The sequence below is a fragment of the Isosphaeraceae bacterium EP7 genome (genome assembly GCA_038400315.1).
Classification (GTDB): domain Bacteria; phylum Planctomycetota; class Planctomycetia; order Isosphaerales; family Isosphaeraceae; genus EP7.
This window is the reverse complement of record CP151667.1, coordinates 6,140,902-6,158,713: the sequence shown is the minus strand read 5'-3', so window position 1 is coordinate 6,158,713 and position 17,812 is coordinate 6,140,902. Positions and strand designations below refer to the sequence as shown.

The window sequence follows — 17,812 nt, the reverse complement described above, 5'->3', positions numbered from 1 at the left end:
GGTGGCGTCGCGCGCGGCGACCGGTCGCGCGGCGCGCTACCTGCGTCGCGATCGGGGCGTTATACTGGCGGCCCGACCGGCCGAGGGTGCGAATTCGCTGGGCCAACACCCCCTCGATGTCGAGATCGAACTGCGGTCGAGCACGCTGTTCGTTGGCCCGAACGGCGAAGATTCCCGGGAGCGGTGCATTGTCCAAGATCAAGGTTGAAGGCACGGTGGTCGACCTCGACGGCGACGAGATGACCCGGATCATCTGGGCGGCCATCAAGGACACGCTGATCCACCCCTATCTCGACATCAACCTCGAGTATTACGACCTCGGCATCGAGAAGCGCGACGAGACCAACGACCAGATCACCGTCGACGCGGCGCACGCCATCCTCAAGCACGGCGTCGGCGTCAAGTGCGCGACGATCACGCCCGACGAGGCGCGGGTCGAGGAGTTCGGGCTCAAGAAGATGTGGCGGTCGCCCAACGGCACGATCCGCAACATCCTCGGCGGCGTGATCTTCCGCGAGCCGATCATCATCTCGAACATCCCCAGGTTGGTGCCCGGCTGGAACAAGCCGATCATCATCGGCCGTCACGCCTTCGGCGACCAGTACCGCGCCACCGACTTCCGGTTCGAGGGCGAAGGCACGCTGACGATCACCTACACCCCCAAGGACGGCTCGACGCCGATCACGCACGAGGTCTTCCAGTCGCCCGGCGGCGGCGTGGCCATGGCCATGTACAACCTGGACGACTCGATCCGCGACTTCGCCCGCGCCAGCCTGAATTACGGCCTGGCCCGCAACTACCCGGTCTACCTGTCGACGAAGAACACGATCCTGAAAGCCTACGACGGCCGCTTCAAGGACCTCTTCCAGGAGGTCTTCGACGCCGAGTTCAAGGACAAGTTCAAGGCGGCTGGCCTGACGTATGAGCATCGTCTGATCGACGACATGGTCGCGGCCTGCCTGAAGTGGGAGGGCGGCTACGTCTGGGCCTGCAAGAACTACGACGGCGACGTCCAGTCCGACACCGTCGCCCAGGGCTTCGGCTCGCTGGGCCTGATGACCAGCGTGCTGGCCACCCCCGACGGCAAGGTCGTCGAGGCCGAGGCCGCCCACGGCACGGTCACCCGCCACTTCCGCCAGCACCAGGCCGGCAAGCCGACCTCGACCAACCCGATCGCCTCGATCTACGCCTGGACCAGGGGCCTCGCCCATCGCGGCAAGCTCGACAAGAACCAGGCCCTCATCGACTTCAGCCTGACCCTGGAAGACGTCGTTATCAAGACCGTCGAGAGCGGCAAGATGACCAAGGACCTGGCCCTGCTCATCGGCCCCGATCAGCCCTACCAGACCACCGAGGAATTCCTGGCCACCCTGGCGGCCAACCTCAAAACCCGCCTCGCCTGAAAAAGCCTGCCGGTTGCTGCCTGAACACGACGCCCGCCGACAAGACGATGTCGGCGGGCGTCGTTCGTTGCTCAACGCCTCGACTTGAGGAAGGCGAGGATGTCGGCGAATTCCTGGGTGGTGAGCTGCTGGTCGAAGCCGGCGGGCATGACGGAGACGGTGGAGGGACGCAGCTCCTCGATGTCGGCCCGAGGGATGCGCAGCTCACGGTCGGCGGCGACGGTGAGGACCAGCTCGTCGGAGGTCTCGGCGGTCAGGATCCCGCTGTGGATGTTCCCGGACCGGGTGGCGATGGCGACGGGCTCGTAGCTGCGGACGAAGCTGGCGCTGGGGAAGGCGATGGCTTCGAGGAGGTCACGCTCCTCGCGGATCTTGCCGATCGCGGAGAGGTCGGGGCCGAGCTTGCCCCCCTGGTAGCCGATGGCGTGGCAGGTGGCGCAGGCCGCCTTGGTCCCGTTGAAAAGGGCCTGGCCACGGCGGATGTCCCCCCCCTTGACCTGGCCGAGGAGCTGTTCGAGGCGGGCCCGCTGCTTGGGCTGGTCGACATCCAGGGTGGCCAGGAAGGCCTCGGCGGCCGGTCGGAGGGACTCGCCGAAGTGGTCGAGGACCGGCTTGAGCGTGCCGATCCTGAGCGACGATCGCGAGGAGGCGACTTCGAGGGCGTCCAGCAGCTTGCGGCCGAGGACAGCGTCGTCGGACTTCAGATACGCGGTGACCAGCCGGTCGAGGTCGAACGGGGTGGCGTCGCGCAGCAGCGGGAGCGTGGCTTCGAGCTGCTCGGGGGTGAGCTTGGCCCTGGAGAGGACCTCGACCGAAGCGCCCAGATCGGCGGGGGTGAGGTCGAGTGAGGAACGATCCGCGAGGAAGACGAAGGTCGGCCCGTCGACCTCCTGGAGGCCCCCGGGGATGGCTGCCAGGGCGGCCAGTCGTGCCTTGGTCGGCTCCGACTTCGTCCGGGCGACTTCGAGCAACGTCCGGGTGATGGCGGCCGACTTCTTGGGATCGAGGGGGAGCGACCGGGCGGCCGCGATGGCGGCGTCGGCGACGGCCCGGTCCTCGGACTTGATGGCCTGCGACAGCGCGGCGAGCCAGGAGTCGGGGACGTCGCCCGGACGGGCCTGGGCCATGGTCCTCAGCAGGCTGAGCTTCACTTCAACGGTCGATTGGGCGTCGGCCAGGCTGCCGGAGATCAGGGCCTGGATGGTCGGAGACTTGGCGAAGCGGGCGAGCTGGCTTTCCAGGGCGGCACGATCGGTCGGGGCGAGGTCGGCGGAGCTGAGCCGGTCGCGCAAGGTGCCGCCGAGGTCGTCGGCCCATTCGGGGTGCCGGACCATGATCCAGGCCCCCGACTCGCGGAGGCCGGGGTCGGTCGAGGTCAGCGCCGAGGCCACGGACGCCGAGGTCAGGCGGCCGGCGGGCATCTGATCGAGGGCGATGAGGGCGGCGCGACGGCGGGCGTCGGACGGGCCGGCCAGGGCGGGGGCGGTCGCGTCGGGCAGGTTCAGCTCGATCAAAGCGAAGATCAGCGAATGTTCGAGGACGACGTCGGGCGAGCGATCGATGGCGTCGAGCAGGGCCGGGATCGCCGAGGCGTCTCCCAGCCGGCCGAGGGCCTCGGCGGCGGCGCGGGCGTTCTGCCTCGAAGGCGAGGCCAGCAGCGTGATGAGCAGCGGTGCCGCGGGACGGTCGAGGGTGACGCTGGCCGAGTGAATCGCGGCCTGACGGACCGACTCGTCGGCGTCGGCCAGGGCGGGCCGGACGGCGTCGCGGGCCGAGGGGGCGTCGATCCGGGTGGCGGCCCAGACGGCGTTCCTGCGCGTGTCCGCGGTCGTGCCCGCCTTGATGAGTGTGGCCAGCGCGGGGACGGCCCCGGCGCCTGCTTCACCGAGCAACTTCAGGGCCCGGCGAATGACCGCGGGGCGGGAGTCGGCCAGTCGGGCGGCGAGGTCGGTGGCGGGGACGTTAGCCCAGGCGAGCTTGAGGCCTCGGGGATCGTCGAGCTTGGGGAGGCCAGACTTCTTGACCCGGTAGATGGCACCCAGGACGTCGGGCTTCTCCAGCTGCGAGGTCGGGCAGCAGAGCTTGTACCAGCCGCCGGTGTCGAAGACGACGATGCTCCCATCGGCGTCTTCCAGGACGTCGGTAGGGTGGAAGTCGCGGTCGGCGCACGAGATGAGGTTCTCGTCCCTGGTCGTGAAGGTGGCACCGTCGGGGACGAGGACGTGGCGCGAGATCTTCTGCATGCTGAACTGGGCGGCGTAGAGATTGCCGAAGTGGTCGTCGCCGTTGACGCGGGACTCGGACATGGCCAGGCCCGAAGGGGCGGCAGGCCCGAGATGGGTCATGACGACGGGCAGGATCCCGGGGGAGGTGTGGGGGTGGTCGTCGGTGACGGCGTTGGGCTTGCCGTAGATCCCGCCGTAGATGGCGTGGAGGATACCGTCTCGCTTTCCGCCCGCGGGATTCTGGAGGAACGTGGTCGTGAAGAACCGCTCGCCGCCGCCGGAGAAGGCGACGTCGACGGGGTTGTCCATGCCGCCGGTCATCACGGCTTCCTTGGCGGTGCCGTCGGACTTAGCCCGGAAGATGTGTGCGGCCTTGCTGCCCGACGGGGCACGACCGGGAAGGTCGTGGGCCTGCTCGGCGAACGCCCCCTTGGCCCAGTAAATTCGGCCGTCGGGGCCGAGGTAGGGGCCGTGCAGGTCGTTGGCGCAGCCGGTCAGGGTGTTGCCCTTGTACCACTCATCGCGGCGGTCGGCGACGCCGTCATTGTCGGTGTCGGTGAGCTTCCAGATGCTCGGCGGCGCGGCGACGTAGAGCGAGCCGTCGTGCCAGAGAGTTCCCGAGGGGAACATCATCTTGTCGGCGAAGATGGTGCGCGTGTCGAAGGTGCCGTCGCCGTCGGTATCGACCAGCTTGACGACCCGGTGGGGCAGGTCGATGAGCTGCTTGGCGGGCGGGTCGTTGGAGCCTGACGAGTCGCAGACGTAGAGGGCGCCTTGCTCGTCGAAATCGGCCGTGACGGGGCGGTCGACCAGCGGCGGGCCGGCGATGAGCTGCACTTCGAAGCCGTCCTTGAGGGCGAACGACCGGCCGTTGACCTGGGCCTCGCCCGCGCGGGCGGGCTGGAGGCTTTCCGACGTGGCGAGCAGAGCGAGGATGAGCACGCGTGACGCGAGTTTTTTCGTTCGAGGCATGGTCGGCCGGCTCCTGTCGCCCTCGACCCACCGGCGTGAGACTGCGCCGCGGACGGAGGCATAAACCTCGCCGATTGTCGTCGACGGGCCCGAGCCATGCCAGCCCTTCAACGTCCCGGCCCGCCTCGGGTCAAACCAACGCGGACAACCTGATGCTCGATTACGCGAGCATTTCGGTGATCACTTCGCCTTCGGGATTGAGGGCCATCGGGCGGCCCTGGCGGTCGGCGAGCGTGGTGTTGGGGTCGATCCCCAGCAGGTGATAGATCGTCGCCAGGATATCCTTGGGGGAAACCCGCCGGTCGACGGGGTCGCTCGCGATCTTGTCGGATCGGCCGATGACGTTGCCTCGCGTGACGCCGCCGCCGGCGAGCAGGGCCGAGTAGCAACGCGACCAGTGATCGCGGCCGCCGCCGCCCGGCGAGTTGGCCAGTTGCGGGGTCCGGCCGTGTTCGCTCAGGCAGACGACCAGCGTCTCGTCCAGGATGCCTCGGTTGTCGAGGTCGATCAGGAGGGCGGAGAGCGTGCGGTCGAGGCCCGGCAGCAACTCGTCCCTCATGAGCGGGAGATGCTCGGTGTGGGTATCCCAGCCCGCGATGGCGAGGCCGTATTCATCCCAGAACACCGTGACGAAACGGCCGCCCGCCTCGACCAGCCGTCGGGCGGTGAGCGTGGCCTGGCCGAACAGCGTCATGCCGTAATCGTCGCGGGTCGTCGCCGATTCCTGATCGAGGTCGAACGCCTGTCGCAGCCGGGGCGAGCCGAGCAAGGAGTAAGCCATCGCGCGGTGGCGATCGATGGCGGGCGAACCCTCGACCGCCGAATCGAACCCCCGTCGAGCCTCTTCGAACTGAGTCAGCAGTGAGCGTCGGCGATCGAGCCGATCGAGCGTCAGTTCTGGCCCGAGTTCCGAGACCGACGAGAGCTGGAGCCGACTTTCCGGGGTGATCCCTCGATAAAGCTCGTAGTCGTTCCAGGTCTGCGAGCCGAGCGTTTTGGTCGACTTCTGCGTCCCCTTGCCGACGAACTCCGTCGTGATCGGATCATACCCCTGGCCCAGAAAACCGCCGTATGGGCCGGAGCGAGGAAGCTCGCCGACGCGTTGGCTACTCAGCGGAAAAGGGAGCACGAGATTCCGCGGGACGTCCGGCTTCCTCGCACCCGCGTCTCGCTTGCCGTCGACGTAATCGACGACGGAACCGATGAACGGCCAGTGCCCTGGATCTCTCGGGCTCAACTCGATCGGGGCGTCGATCTTCTGGATGCCCGTCGTCGCGAAGGCCACTCCGTGCAGCGGATACGGGTGCGAGATCGAGCGGAGCACGGTGACCTTGTCCATCACCTTGGCGAGGCGAGGGAGCAGCTCGCAGACGTCCATGCCGGGCACATTCGAGCGGATCGAGCCCAATTCCCCGCGAATTTGCATCGGGGCGTCGGGTTTCGGGTCGAACGTCTCCAACTGGCTCGGCGATCCGTAGAGGAAGAGCAGGATGCACGACTTGGCGCGTCCGAACGAAGACCTCGCCCCCGCCAACGGCGTCCCGGCCCGCACGTCGACGCCCGCCGACAGCCCGAGCAGGCTCAACGAGCCGACATGAAGCAGGTCGCGGCGAGTCAGACCGTCGCAGAGACGCTTGGGACCGCCCAGAACACGAATCATGGCCACCTCACGCCGAGGATGCGTCGGTCCGAACGTTGCGGTTCGGTCGGATCTTCCGAGCCTAGTATGCGAGGTCGCACGCGGTCCGACAAGTATCAAACACTTCGGAGGCCCGCCGATTCCATGACCCGGCTCCGTGGTCTAAAACAACGTAGGACCCGAAATCGATAAGCTAAATATGATATCAATGTGTTGTGATGAAAAAGGCTCCCGGGATGTCGGGCCAACCCCCGTCATCCTGGGGCCAGGGAGCGACCATCCAGATCGAGAGCGACACCCGGCCTCAGGCGACTCCCCCGCCGTTGGTGGGCTCCACGGGGACCATGACCGACGGCGACTCGGCCGCGGCGGTCGCGCCGTGGGCCAGCCTGAGCAGCTTCCGGATGTACCAGATGAGGAACAGAGAGAGGGCGAACGGGATGGCGAAGCCTTCGTACTTGAGCTGGGAGAACGCCATGGTGGCGATCATCGACCCGCCGGAGAAGGCGATGATGACCTTCGCCCGCAGCCAGTTCTGCGCCACAAGCGTGCCCCGCTCGGGGTCGTCGCGGCCCAGGGTGAACGCCTTGGCGATGTTCAGGCCGATGTCGGTGGTGGGCCCGGTAATATGGGTGGTGCGGACCTGGCCCGAGGTCAGGCCTGTGAACAGCCCGTTCTGGAGCCCGCATGCGAAGCAGAGGGAGAATAGGAGCAGGAAGTCACGACTCAGGATGAGGGGCTCGCCGAACTCGCCGAAGAAACCCGCGAGGCCCCCCGCGTAGATGGCCAGGTTCAGGAGGGCGAGCGTGACGATGCCCGTCTCCAGGCGCGGCTCCTTGCCCTGGATGACCCTGCGATCGACGAGCCAGCCGGCATAGATCGCCCCGAAGAGGAAGAAGAGGGGGGCGAGCGCCGTCCCGAAGGCGGCGAAGTAGGCCTTCTGGCCGACCTCGATGCCGACCTCGGTGCCGTAGCCGGTGATGTGCGAGACGAACTGGTGGCATGATAGGAAGCCACCCGCGTTCATGAAGCCGCTCTGGAAAGCGAGGATCATCCAGAGGACCTGATTGCGCTGGGCGAGCACGTTCTTGAACTGGTCGGTTCTCATCCCGATGAATGACCCGGGCGGTGGTCCGCACGGGCTCCCTTTGGCCTGGATTGGGGGGGATGGGCTGCGTCCGGCCTCCGGCGCAGCCCGAACTGAGAGGTTGACTCGCAGCCCGCATGCCACGACGGGCCCCTCCACTCCGACCCAAGCCCTCCTCTTCGATGCGCCGGGCGGGATTCCATTGCAGATGTTGAGGCGGCCCGGTCAGTCGCCGATCTGTGAGACCTCGACGGTCTGTTCCAGGAGGGTGTGCGGGACCCAGGTGGTAGTCATGGCCACATCGGCGGCGTCTCGGCCGAGGGCGATAGGGACGAGGGCGGGGCGGACCTTGTCGAAGGTGGCGTCGACGTTATGCCAGGCATAGCCCAGATAGACCTGGACGAAGCCGTGGAAGTCGGGCGGGTCGAGGCCGAGTGCGTATCCCGAGACGTAACGCGCCGGGATGCCCATCGCGCGGCAGAAGGCGATGACCAGGTGGGCGAAGTCGCGGCAGACCCCGACCCGCTCGGTCGCCGTGTCGAAGGCCGAGGTCCGGGCGTCGGTCGTGCCGTAGCAGTACTCGACGTGGCGCCTGACCCATTCGGCGATGCCGAGCACCCTGGCGCCGCCCGGGGGGAGGTCGCCGAACTCGGTGAGCGCCATCCGGGTGAGGAGGTCGGCCTGGCAGTAGCGCGAGGGCATCAGGAAGGTCATCGCCTCGGGAGGGATGAACTGGATCGGGTGCTCGATCGCGTCCAGCGGCACGGCGAAGTTGGGCGTGGCGTCGATCGTCGCCTTGAACTCGAAGGAGAACTGGCCGGGGGGGGCCACGACGTGGCGCTGGATGTTGCCGTACAGGTCCCTGCGGATGTCGCACGAGAGCGTCGGCGAGGTCGAGAACGACTCCGTGATCACCCGATACGAGGTCCCGATCAGGGGAGGCTCGATCATCAGGCTGAGGAAGGTCTCGGCGCCAAGGTTGTAGGCCGCGGTCACTCTCACGGACAGCAACATGTCAGGCCCCGACTGGCAACGGGAAGGGTTCACATCCTCATCTTAGCATCGGGTGTCAACCCGTGACGGGGAACGGGCCCGGCGACCCGGCCGATTCGGGGGCCTGCGCCTTGCGACGCTCAGGGTCGATCGTCGGTCGGCCGTTCCGGCCCGGTATACGCCCAGGCCCAGAGGATGAGCAGCCCCTGGATCGGCAGCCTGATGGCCAGGGCGACCGGCGAGAGGCCCGATTTCTCGGGGTGGAGGAACATATCGAGATTCGCGGGGAAGATCGCGATGAGCAGCGCGATGAGTCCCCAGGCCGCCAGCCGCCTGGTGGTCGGGATGAGTAGCATCAGGCCGAGGGCGCTTTCGAAGGCGCCGCTGATCAGGACCAGCTCGCGGTGGTAGGGCAGGTAGTCCGGCATGATCTTCATGTACATCTCGGGGCGGGCGAAGTGGCCGATGCCCGCGAGGATGAACAGGATGCCAAAGATCCACCTGCCGACGGACCTCGACCTTGAACTTAGCGTAGTGCCCATGAATGGTCGCCTGGCGGTGAGATGATCGGGTCGCCAGGCGCGATCGGCCTGCAGACCTTGTGCCGACTCGGCATGTGAATTGCCCGGATTCAACTCGTCGACTGACTTGAATCCGCACAGGACAGGATGGAGGCTCCGCCGTGCCGCTGGATAACCCGACGCCCAACGGCGTGCTCGACCTCTTCCGCGACGAGGTGACCCCGCGCGAGGCTGAGATCGGCCCCGAGTTCGACCGGCTTTCCGCCGGGCTGCCCGCCGAGGGTTGGGCCATGCCGTTCCCGGGCATCGAGCTGATCCAGGTGCCCGACGGGCCGACCCTGATCCGGGTGACCTATCGGCGCCTGCTCGCCGGGGGATTCGATGAGGTGGACCGGATCCGCCACGAGCTGCGGGAGCTGGTCAACGACATTCGCGCGGCGACCCCGTCCAGCTCGCAGGCCGAATTCTGCCCGCCGGCCATGACTCACGTCGACCATGCCGAGGGGCTGGAGGTCATCTGCCTGGCCAGGGGGATCATCCGGGCATCCTGATCGTGGACATTGCCGGGCATCGTCTACAATAGCCGGGCTTGAAGACGAACCGACGGGAGGGAGTCGCCGATGTCCGAGAAGATCACCAAGAGCGACGCGGAATGGCGGTCGGAATTGACGCCCGAGCAGTTCCAGGTCCTGCGGCAGAAGGGGACCGAGCGGGCCTTTTCTGGGAAGTACTGGGACGCGAAAGGCGAAGGGACCTACCGCTGCGCGGGATGCGGCCTGGAGCTGTTCGATTCCGTGGCGAAGTTCGACTCGGGCTGCGGCTGGCCGAGCTTCGACCGTGCGAAGGTCGAGTCGAACGTGGACGAGCACCGTGACACGACCCACGGGATGGTCCGGACCGAGGTGACCTGCTCGCGCTGCGGCGGCCACCTGGGGCACGTCTTCCCCGACGGGCCGCCGACGACGGGCCTGAGGTACTGCATCAACTCGGCGTCGGTCGAGCTGGACCCGTCGAAGCCCTGAGCCGGGCTCAGGGGATCGGGATCCGGTCGAGGACCCGCGAGATGAGGTCGTCGGCCGAGAGGTCCTCGGCGTCGGCCTCGAAGCTGGGGACGACCCGGTGCCTGAGGACGTCCCGGGCCAGGGTCTTGGCGTCGTGCGGGGTGACGTAGTCGCGGCCGCTGAGCAGGGCGTTGGCCCGGGCGCAGGCGAGCAGGGCGAGTGAGGCCCTGGGGCTGGCCCCCAGCTCGATCAGGGGGGCCAGGTCCAGGCCGTAAGCGGCCGGGTCGCGGGTGGCGCGGACCAGGTCCACGATGTAGGCCTTGATCTCCGGCGCGACGTGAATCGCGGCCGCGCGGCGCCTCAGGGCACGCACCCCTTCGGCACCCAGCCTGGGCAAGGCCGTCTCGACGTGCCCGAGCCCGCGCCGGCCGGCGATTCCGGGCAGGTCGAGCATGGCCAACTCGGCATCTCGCGGGGGATAGTTCACCTTGAGCTTCATCAGGAAGCGGTCGAGCTGGGCCTCGGGCAGGGGGTAGGTGCCCTCGTGCTCGACCGGGTTCTGCGTGGCCAGGACCCAGAAGGGGTCGGGCAGCACGATGGTCTGGTCGCCGATGGTGACCTGACCCTCCTGCATGGCCTCGAGCAGGGCGCTCTGGACCTTGGCCGGGGCCCGGTTGATCTCGTCGGCCAGCAGCACCCCGGCGACAATCGGGCCGGGCCGAACGTCGAAGGTGGCGGTCCCCGGCCGGTAGATTTGCGTGCCGGTGAGGTCGGCCGGCAGCAGGTCGGGGGTGAACTGGATCCGCCTGAAGGAGAGGTCAAGCGCATCGGCCAGGGTGCGCACGGCCCGGGTCTTGGCCAGGCCGGGCACCCCCTCGATGAGCACATGGCCGCCGGCCAGAAGGGCGACGACCAGCCGTTCCAGCAAGGGCCGCTGGCCGAGGATGGCCGTCTCCAGCCGGTCGAGCAGGGCGTCGAGGATGGGGCCCGCGTCGTCGAGGTCGTCGGCGTTGGTCACTTGGGCGTGATCCTCTTCGAAAACAACGCGAGCCCGGCGAAGGGTGCATGCCTCGCCGGGCCCGTGGGGCGTGGTTCGCGGTGGTTCTCGGGCGTCGCCGTCAATGGTCCGGGTCAGGACTTCGAGGCGCGCCGGCGTTCCATCATCTTGCGAAGGATGTCGTTTGCGGCGGTGGCCGTGTCGCCGTGCATCTGCTTGGACGCGGGAGCGGCATCCGCCTCGCCCGCCTTCTTCTTGGGGACATAGAAGGGGTTGGACGTGTCGACGAACTCCTCATCGGGCGAGGCGTCGTCGTCGTCTTCCTCCTCCTCCTCGTCCTGATTTTCCTCGACGTATTCGTCGACGATCTCATCGTCGACGGGCGTCTCCTCCTCTTCCTCAACCTTGACCTTGGCGACGGGGGCCGGAGCGGGTTTCGGCGGAGCCGGCGCGGGCTTGGGAGGGACGGGCGCGGGCTTGGCCGCGACGGGAGGGGGAGCCGGGGCGGCCGCCGCGGGCTTGGCCTGGGGCTTCTCGGAAGCCTTGAAGGAGTCGATCGTCAGCGTCTCGCCGCGATAGACCTCCGCGGGGCTGGTGGGGATGCCGTTGGCCGAGTCTCCGACGAGCCACGAGTCGATGTCGTCGGACGCCACGTCGTCGAGGGAGCGGATCGCCTTGGCCTTGCCCGCGGGGGCAGCAGCGGGGGCGGCGGCGGACGCCTTGGCGTCTTGCTGGATCGAGACGGCGAAGGTGAGGTTGCCCACCGTGACCGTGTCATTATCCTTCAGGTTGACCTCGGTGGCGATCACCTTGCCGTTGACGAGGGTGCCATTGCGACTGCCCATGTCGCGGACCGTGACGCGATCTCCCTTGACCGCGAACTCGGCGTGCTCCCGGCTGACCAGCTCATTGCTGGGTCGCAGGTGGCACGTATCGCCGCGGCCGATACGGAATGTCGGGCCCGCCAGGGGAATCGTCTTCCCTTCAGGCTTTCCCTGAACCACGATGAGCTGAACCTTCATGTGCACCGTCCCGACCTTGTTAGGGTCAACCACTTCGAGCCAGGGGACCACCGCGTTGTCCTGAAGACGATCAACGCCCGGGATGACTAAATGGAGGCCGAAATCGAGATAGGGAGTCGGACGGGCAAGATGCGGCGTTGAACGGATCATCATCGGACGAGTCGTCGGTTGGCGCCCTCCTCGAGGAGTAGACGCCCGAGATCGCACACGCATGCACAGATTAAACGGAGACTCGGAACGAAGGGCAGGATCTCGAAGAGGCCGGATGGGTCAGATCCGATGGGACGGATCTTCGCCCAGCCCCAGTCTCTATCATTATAAGATCAGCCGCTCAGTGTCCAGAAAATTAGCATTCCCCGGAAAAATCGAGAAAGTTCCTCATGGGCCAGGCTTAAATAAGGATTAAGTTACGCTCAATTGAGGGTGATTTGAGACGATATGGATTAGCGTTTACGTGTCCACCGATCGGTTCGATAGACCTCGCGTTGCAGCCGTTCGGCATCCCGCAGCTCGTCGGGGGTGGCCGAGCCGGGTGCCGGGTCCAGTTCGAGTGCCTCGGCGATCGCGGCGGTGATCCGGCCGTGCCAGTCGACGGCTTCGGCGTTGAGCGAGGCAAGTTCGGCCAGGCCGGGCAGCTCGGGGGCGAACGGGGACCGGGACAGCAGGAGTGAGCCGTGCTGGAGCAGTGCGCCGACCCGACGGCGCTGGGCGCTGCCGACGAGCTTGTGGCCGAGCAAGACGAGATCCTCGGCGTCGCGATCGGCGAAGCAGAGGAACGGCTTGGCAGTGCCGAGCGGCTCGGACTGCGGCCCCGATCCCGGCTCGCCCCGCCTGGACGCAGGGGCCCCGAGCTCGGACAGCACGCACGCGATGGCGGCGTGCGCCGCCCGATAGAGTTCGGGCCCGCGCCTGGCGAGTCGATGGGTGGAGGGGAGAACCACCGCGTACGTCACCTCGTGGTGATGCAGCAGGGCCCCGCCACCGGTGGGCCGCCTGACGAGTTCCAGGTCGGACCAGCGGGCGTCGTCCGCCAGCTCAGCGGGCTGGAAATAGCCGAGGCTCAGGGTCGGCCTCGTCCAGCCGTAGGTGCGCAGGACGGCCGACTCGGGCGCGGCGCCGACCGAGTCGAGCAGCGCCTCATCCAGGGCCATCTGACCGGGGCCGTCGCCGAACTGGTGGGGCAAGATCCGGCAGTTCATGGTCGGCAGCCCCGGTCGCGTTCGGGATCTCGTGAGTTCAGCGGCCGGCGGGCACCGGACGCCCCTGCAGGGCCTGGCCGTCGGCGGCGGCCGGCGCGGGCGGTGTCCAGCGGAGGATGGGCGTCCGCGCGGCGGCAACCTCGTCGGGCCGACTGATGGGGGTCGTGTGGGGCGCCTCGTGTAGCGACGCGGGGTCGCCCTCGGCGATCTCGAGCAGGACCCTGGCGAAATCCTCGAGCGTCTCGCGGCTCTCCGTCTCAGTCGGTTCGATCATCAGGGCTTCGGGCACGATCAGGGGGAAGTAGACCGTGGGGGCGTGGTAGTTGCGGTCGATGAGCCCCTTGCCCACGTCCATGGCCCGGATGCCCTTCTCGCGTGCCAGGCCGCGTGCCGAGGCGACGAACTCGTGCATGCAGCGGTCGCCGTAGGGGACGGGATAGACGTGTCGGACCAGTGACATCAGGTAATTTGCATTCAGGACCGCGTGCTCGCTGACCGCCTTCAGGCCGTCTGGCCCCTGGCTCCTGATGTAGCAGTAGGCCCGGAACAGCACGCCCGTATTGCCGAAGAAGGCCCGGACCCGGCCGATCGATTTGGGCCGGTCGTGGTCCAGCCGGTAGCGGTCGCCGTCGCGGGCCACCATCGGGGCGGGAAGGTAGGGGGCCAGGTGCTCTCGCACGGCGATCGGGCCGGCCCCGGGGCCACCTCCGCCGTGCGGCCCCGAGAACGTCTTGTGTGGGTTGTAGTGCATGAGGTCCACCCCCATGTCCCCCGGCCGCACGGCACCCAGGATCGCATTCATGTTGGCGCCGTCGAGGTAGAGCAGGGCCCCGCGCTCGTGGAGCAGCTCGGCGATCGTCCCGACCTGGGGGTCGAACAGCCCGACCGTATTCGGATTTGTAATCATGAACACGGCGGCCTGGTCGTCGAGCTTCGCCTTGAAGTCGTCGAGGTCGACGAATCCCTTGCTGTTGCTCTTGATGGTCACGGCCTCGAAGCCGACCAGGTTGGCAGAGGCGGGATTGGTGCCGTGGGCGCTGTCAGGCACCAGCACCTTGGTGCGAGCCATGCCCTTGTCGCGGAAATAGGCCGCGGCCACCATCAACGCGGCCAGCTCGCCCTGGGCCCCGGCGGCCGGCTGCAAGCTGACGGCGTCGAGGCCGGCGATCTCGGCGAGGTGCTCTTGCAGCTCGAAGAGGATTTGAAGCAACCCTTGCAGGGTCGACTCGTCCTGGTAGGGGTGGATGGACGAGAACCCGGTCATGCCCGCCAGGCGCTCGTTGCGCCTGGGGTTGTACTTCATCGTGCAACTTCCCAGCGGGTAGAAGTTGGAGTCGATGGACATGTTCCGGGTCGACAGGTTGGTGTAGTGCCGCACCACGTCCAGCTCGCCCAGTTCGGGCAGCGGGGGGGCCGAGCCAGCCAGGTGCTCGCCGGGGATCAGGGAGTCGAGCGGCACCTCGGGCACGTCGGAGCCCGGCAGGATCGCCGTGTAACGACCGGTGCGGCTTGACTCGAAGAGCAGCGGGACGTGGGGGAACTTGTACATGGGATTTCGGATCGCTCGGTTCGCGGAGCGGCCCAGGCGGGCGGTGCCTTGCGGCCGGTTGGTTCCGGTGACATCTCGGCGACGGCGTGGTCGGCTCAGGCAGCGGCGATCGCCCCGGCGTAGGCGGCGGCCAGCCCGTCGATCTCCTCGCGGGTGCGCTTCTCGGTCACGGCGACGAGGATGCCGTCGGCCAGGTCGGGGTACCATCGCCCCAGGGCGATCCCGCCGTGGTAGCCGCGATTGCCCACCTCGGCGAGGACCTTCGCCGGGTCTTTGGCCGACCGGACGACGAACTCCTTGAAGAAGGGCCCATCGAAGGCGAGCGTCAGGCCGGGGACCTTGGCCAGTGTCTCGGCGGCGTAATGGGCCTTGCGCGTGGAGAGCTCGGCGACCTGGCGCAGGCCGACGGGCCCGAGCGCGGCCAGGTAGATGCTGGCCCTGAGCGCCAACAGGCCTTGATTCGTGCAGATGTTGGACGTGGCCTTCTCGCGGCGGATGTGCTGCTCGCGGGTCTGCAAGGTCAGGACCCAGCACCGCTTGCCGTGGCGGTCGACCGTCTGACCGACGATGCGCCCGGGCATCTTGCGCACATATTCCTCGCGGCAGGCCATGATGCCAAGGTACGGGCCGCCGTATTGCAGCGGGTTGCCCAGCCCCTGGCCCTCGCCCACCACGATGTCGGCCCCGTAGGTGTCGGGCCGGCGCAGCAGGCCGAGACTGATCGGGTCGACCGAGACGATCGCCAGGGCGCCCTTCGACTTGGCGGCGTCGACCAGCGACTCGATCTCCTCCAGGACGCCGAAGAAGTTCGGGTACTGGAGCACCACGGCGGCCGTGTCGTCGGTGACGGCCGCGGCCAGCTCGTCGGGGTCAACCTTGCCGTTTCGGGCCGGGACCTCGACGAGTTCCGGGGCGAGACTGGCGAGGAACGTGGCCAGAATCTGCCGGGCCTCGGGGTGCAGGCTGCCGGCGACGACCACGCGCCCGTGCTTGCCTGTGACGGTCATCGCCATCAGAACGGCCTCGGCCACGGCCGATCCGCCGTCGTAGAGGCTGGCGTTGGAGACGTCCATGCCCGTGAGCTGGGAGACCAGTGTCTGGTACTCGAAGGTCGCCTGGAGCGTCCCCTGGCTGGCTTCGGGCTGATACGGGGTGTAAGCGGTGAAAAACTCACCGCGCGAGGCGAGCGAGTCGACCACGGCCGGGACGAAGTGGTCATACGCCCCCCCGCCGAGGAAGCAGGGACGCCGGTCGGTCGCCTCGTTGCGGCCGAGCAGACGCGTGAGGTGATCGGTCAGCTCGAGCTCGCCGAGCGCCTGCGGGATGTCCAGCGGGCGACGGAGTCGGTACTCCGGCGGCACCATGTCGAAGAGCTGATCGAGCGAGTCGAGCCCGATGGCGCCGAGCATGACGCGGACGTCATCCGGCGTATTGGCGATATATGCCATGGAAAAGATTCCCTCCCGGACATCGAGCCGGGAGGCCATGCGGGGGGCGGAGTCCAGGTGACTTGACCCGACAAATCGTGGCGGGCGGTCGGGGTATCCTAGGAAAAGTCGCCCCGATCGGCTAGATCAACCTCAAGATCGGGGCGGCCCAGGACCTGGGCCGCCCCCGGCTCCCCTCGCCAATCGACCGATCAGTGGGCCTCGTCGGCCACCTTCTTCTCGTAGGCGGCGTGGTCGAGCAGGCCGTCGGGCAGGTGCGGGGCGGAGAGCTTGACCTTGATGAGCCAGCCCTTGGTGTAGGGGTCGGCGGCCAGGAGCTGGACGTCGGCGGCGACGGCGGGGTTGACCTCGACGACTTCGCCGTCGACCGGGGCGTACATGTCGCTGACCGCCTTGACGCTCTCGATCTCGCCAAAGCTCTTGCCACGCGTCACCATCGCACCAACCTTGGGCAGGTCGATCAGGATCAGGTCGGTGAGCTGGTCGACGGCAAACTTGGAGATGCCCACGGTGGCCACGTCGCCGTCCAGGTGCACCCATTCGTGGGTCGGCGTGTAGAGGCAGCGGGTCGGTTCCATTGGAGTCGGGTGTCCCGGCTTGGCGTTCTTGGGGAAGTGGGGAACTGGAGGGGTGGGCGTCAGGCTTCGGGGCGACGATAGAAGGGGAGCGCGATGACGGTCGCCGTCTCGAGGTTGCCGCGGACGTTCACGGTCAGGGGTGTGCCCACGGCCGATAAGGCGGGCTCGATCAGCGCCATGGCCAGGCTGGCGTTGATGGTCGGCGGGAACGAGCCCGAGGTCACAACCCCGACGGTGCGACCGCCGTCGCTGACCTCATACCCTTGCCTGGCAATCCGCTTGCCGTCGAGCCTCAGGCCCACCCGGGTCCGGCCCGGGTTGGCCTTGAACCCGACGAGCGCGTCTCGGCCGATGAACGGCCCCTTCTTCAGCTTCACCGCCCAGCCCAGGCCGGCGGCGTAAGGGTTGACCGTCTCGTCCATCTCGTGGCCATACAGGGGCATGCCCGCTTCGAACCGCAGCGTGTCGCGTGCGCCGAGACCGCAGGGGATGGCCCCGGCCGCGATCAGGGCCTCCCAGGTGGCCATGGCGATCGAGGCGGGGACGACGAGCTCGATGCCGTCCTCGCCGGTGTATCCGGTCCGGCTGGCGACCGCGGGCTGACCCAGCACCCGGCCGTCGGTGGCCCAGTAATATTTGAGGGCCTCCAGGTCGGCCCCCTGGAAGACCGTTTGCGCGAGGCCGACGGCCGCCGGCCCCTGCACGGCGATCATCGAGGTGGTCGGGGTGTCGTCGATCAGCTGCGCGTTGAGGCCCTGCTTAGAGGACTCGAACTGCTCGATGACCTTGGCCCGGTTGGAGGCGTTGCAGACCATCGCCAGGCCGTCGGGCATGGAGTAGACGAGCACGTCGTCGACCAGGCCGCCCGCTTCGTTGGCCATCAGGCTGTACTGGATCTGGCCGACGGAAAGCTTCGCGACGTGATTGGTCGTGAGCCGCTCGACCCAGGCGAGGGCGTCGGGCCCTCGGAACCGGAGCCGGCCCATGTGGCCGATGTCAAACAGGCCGGCGTGCCTGCGGACAGCGTTGTGCTCGTCGACGATGGTGGTGTACTGGACTGGCATCGACCAGCCGCCGAACTCGACGAGCCTGCCCCCGTGGGCCTTGTGCCAGGCGTGGAGGGGTGTCTGCAGCGGAGTTTCGGCGGTCATGGACGGATTCCTCTTCCTGCGATCGTC

Annotated in this window: 15 protein-coding genes; 3 read left to right on the top strand and 12 right to left on the bottom strand. The window is 67.8% G+C overall.

The genetic code is table 11. The features are described 5' to 3' along the window. Positions 1–188 precede the first annotated feature (188 nt). On the top strand, positions 189–1,403 hold the full coding sequence (locus EP7_RS24325) for an NADP-dependent isocitrate dehydrogenase (RefSeq protein WP_463524797.1): 1,215 nt from the start codon (positions 189–191) through the stop codon (positions 1,401–1,403). 71 nt (positions 1,404–1,474) lie between these two features. Here the strand turns inward: EP7_RS24325 and EP7_RS24320 are convergent, their stop codons facing one another. The 5 genes from EP7_RS24320 to EP7_RS24300 form a co-directional block, all read right to left on the bottom strand. After that, entirely contained in the window at positions 1,475–4,600 is a 3,126-nt protein-coding gene (locus EP7_RS24320; RefSeq protein ID WP_463524796.1) for a PVC-type heme-binding CxxCH protein, read from the bottom strand. Between the two features lie 160 nt (positions 4,601–4,760). Further along, complete coding sequence (locus EP7_RS24315; protein WP_463524795.1) at positions 4,761–6,260, bottom strand: DUF1501 domain-containing protein; 1,500 nt, start codon at positions 6,258–6,260, stop codon at positions 4,761–4,763. Positions 6,261–6,543: 283 nt separating this feature from the next. Further along, positions 6,544–7,347 carry a YoaK family protein gene (locus EP7_RS24310; protein WP_463524794.1) on the bottom strand — a complete coding sequence of 268 codons (804 nt, stop codon included), beginning with the start codon at positions 7,345–7,347 and terminating at the stop codon, positions 6,544–6,546. Between the two features lie 204 nt (positions 7,348–7,551). Then, positions 7,552–8,340 carry a transglutaminase-like domain-containing protein gene (locus EP7_RS24305; RefSeq protein ID WP_463524793.1) on the bottom strand — a complete coding sequence of 263 codons (789 nt, stop codon included), beginning with the start codon at positions 8,338–8,340 and terminating at the stop codon, positions 7,552–7,554. 119 nt (positions 8,341–8,459) lie between these two features. After that, positions 8,460–8,861 carry a DoxX family protein gene (locus tag EP7_RS24300; RefSeq protein ID WP_463524792.1) on the bottom strand — a complete coding sequence of 134 codons (402 nt, stop codon included), beginning with the start codon at positions 8,859–8,861 and terminating at the stop codon, positions 8,460–8,462. Between the two features lie 140 nt (positions 8,862–9,001). On the opposite strand from EP7_RS24300, the gene EP7_RS24295 reads away from it, so the two are divergent. After that, the gene (locus EP7_RS24295) at positions 9,002–9,391 is read left to right on the top strand and encodes a hypothetical protein (protein ID WP_463524791.1); all 390 of its coding nucleotides are present in this window, start codon (positions 9,002–9,004) and stop codon (positions 9,389–9,391) included. Positions 9,392–9,460: 69 nt separating this feature from the next. Further along, positions 9,461–9,862 carry a peptide-methionine (R)-S-oxide reductase MsrB gene (gene msrB / locus EP7_RS24290; protein ID WP_463524789.1) on the top strand — a complete coding sequence of 134 codons (402 nt, stop codon included), beginning with the start codon at positions 9,461–9,463 and terminating at the stop codon, positions 9,860–9,862. Positions 9,863–9,869: 7 nt separating this feature from the next. Here msrB and EP7_RS24285 read toward each other — a convergent pair whose 3' ends face one another. The 7 genes from EP7_RS24285 to gcvT all read right to left on the bottom strand — a co-directional run bounded on the left by EP7_RS24285 (position 9,870) and on the right by gcvT (position 17,785). Then, positions 9,870–10,859, bottom strand: coding sequence for an AAA family ATPase (locus EP7_RS24285; RefSeq protein ID WP_463524788.1), 990 nt, complete (start codon positions 10,857–10,859; stop codon positions 9,870–9,872). Between the two features lie 113 nt (positions 10,860–10,972). Continuing rightward, positions 10,973–12,013, bottom strand: a complete 1,041-nt coding sequence (locus EP7_RS24280; protein WP_463524787.1) for an FHA domain-containing protein — start codon at positions 12,011–12,013, stop codon at positions 10,973–10,975. A 290-nt stretch (positions 12,014–12,303) separates the two neighbouring features. Then, positions 12,304–13,059: a lipoate--protein ligase family protein gene (locus tag EP7_RS24275; protein WP_463524786.1), complete on the bottom strand. Its 756-nt coding sequence runs from the start codon at positions 13,057–13,059 to the stop codon at positions 12,304–12,306. A 37-nt stretch (positions 13,060–13,096) separates the two neighbouring features. Beyond that, positions 13,097–14,608, bottom strand: a complete 1,512-nt coding sequence (gene gcvPB / locus EP7_RS24270) for an aminomethyl-transferring glycine dehydrogenase subunit GcvPB (RefSeq protein WP_463524785.1) — start codon at positions 14,606–14,608, stop codon at positions 13,097–13,099. 95 nt (positions 14,609–14,703) lie between these two features. Further along, positions 14,704–16,056, bottom strand: coding sequence for an aminomethyl-transferring glycine dehydrogenase subunit GcvPA (gene gcvPA, locus EP7_RS24265; protein ID WP_463524784.1), 1,353 nt, complete (start codon positions 16,054–16,056; stop codon positions 14,704–14,706). 191 nt (positions 16,057–16,247) lie between these two features. Then, entirely contained in the window at positions 16,248–16,634 is a 387-nt protein-coding gene (gene gcvH / locus EP7_RS24260) for a glycine cleavage system protein GcvH (RefSeq protein ID WP_463524782.1), read from the bottom strand. Positions 16,635–16,693: 59 nt separating this feature from the next. Then, a complete protein-coding gene (gene gcvT / locus EP7_RS24255; RefSeq protein WP_463524781.1) occupies positions 16,694–17,785 on the bottom strand; it encodes a glycine cleavage system aminomethyltransferase GcvT in 1,092 nt (363 codons plus the stop codon). Positions 17,786–17,812 lie beyond the last annotated feature (27 nt).

Excerpts from the sequence above, each read along its gene's own strand:
- EP7_RS24310 (WP_463524794.1), bottom strand. The coding sequence starts at position 7,347 with ATGAGAACCGACCAGTTCAAGAACGTGCTCGCCCAGCGCAATCAGGTC.
- EP7_RS24320 (WP_463524796.1), bottom strand. The coding sequence starts at position 4,600 with ATGCCTCGAACGAAAAAACTCGCGTCACGCGTGCTCATCCTCGCTCTG.
- EP7_RS24280 (WP_463524787.1), bottom strand. The coding sequence starts at position 12,013 with ATGATGATCCGTTCAACGCCGCATCTTGCCCGTCCGACTCCCTATCTC.
- EP7_RS24275 (WP_463524786.1), bottom strand. The coding sequence starts at position 13,059 with ATGAACTGCCGGATCTTGCCCCACCAGTTCGGCGACGGCCCCGGTCAG.
- gcvPA (WP_463524784.1), bottom strand. The coding sequence starts at position 16,056 with ATGGCATATATCGCCAATACGCCGGATGACGTCCGCGTCATGCTCGGC.
- msrB (WP_463524789.1), top strand. The coding sequence starts at position 9,461 with ATGTCCGAGAAGATCACCAAGAGCGACGCGGAATGGCGGTCGGAATTG.
- EP7_RS24315 (WP_463524795.1), bottom strand. The coding sequence starts at position 6,260 with ATGATTCGTGTTCTGGGCGGTCCCAAGCGTCTCTGCGACGGTCTGACT.
- gcvT (WP_463524781.1), bottom strand. The coding sequence starts at position 17,785 with ATGACCGCCGAAACTCCGCTGCAGACACCCCTCCACGCCTGGCACAAG.
- EP7_RS24300 (WP_463524792.1), bottom strand. The coding sequence starts at position 8,861 with ATGGGCACTACGCTAAGTTCAAGGTCGAGGTCCGTCGGCAGGTGGATC.
- gcvH (WP_463524782.1), bottom strand. The coding sequence starts at position 16,634 with ATGGAACCGACCCGCTGCCTCTACACGCCGACCCACGAATGGGTGCAC.
- gcvPB (WP_463524785.1), bottom strand. The coding sequence starts at position 14,608 with ATGTACAAGTTCCCCCACGTCCCGCTGCTCTTCGAGTCAAGCCGCACC.
- EP7_RS24305 (WP_463524793.1), bottom strand. The coding sequence starts at position 8,340 with ATGTTGCTGTCCGTGAGAGTGACCGCGGCCTACAACCTTGGCGCCGAG.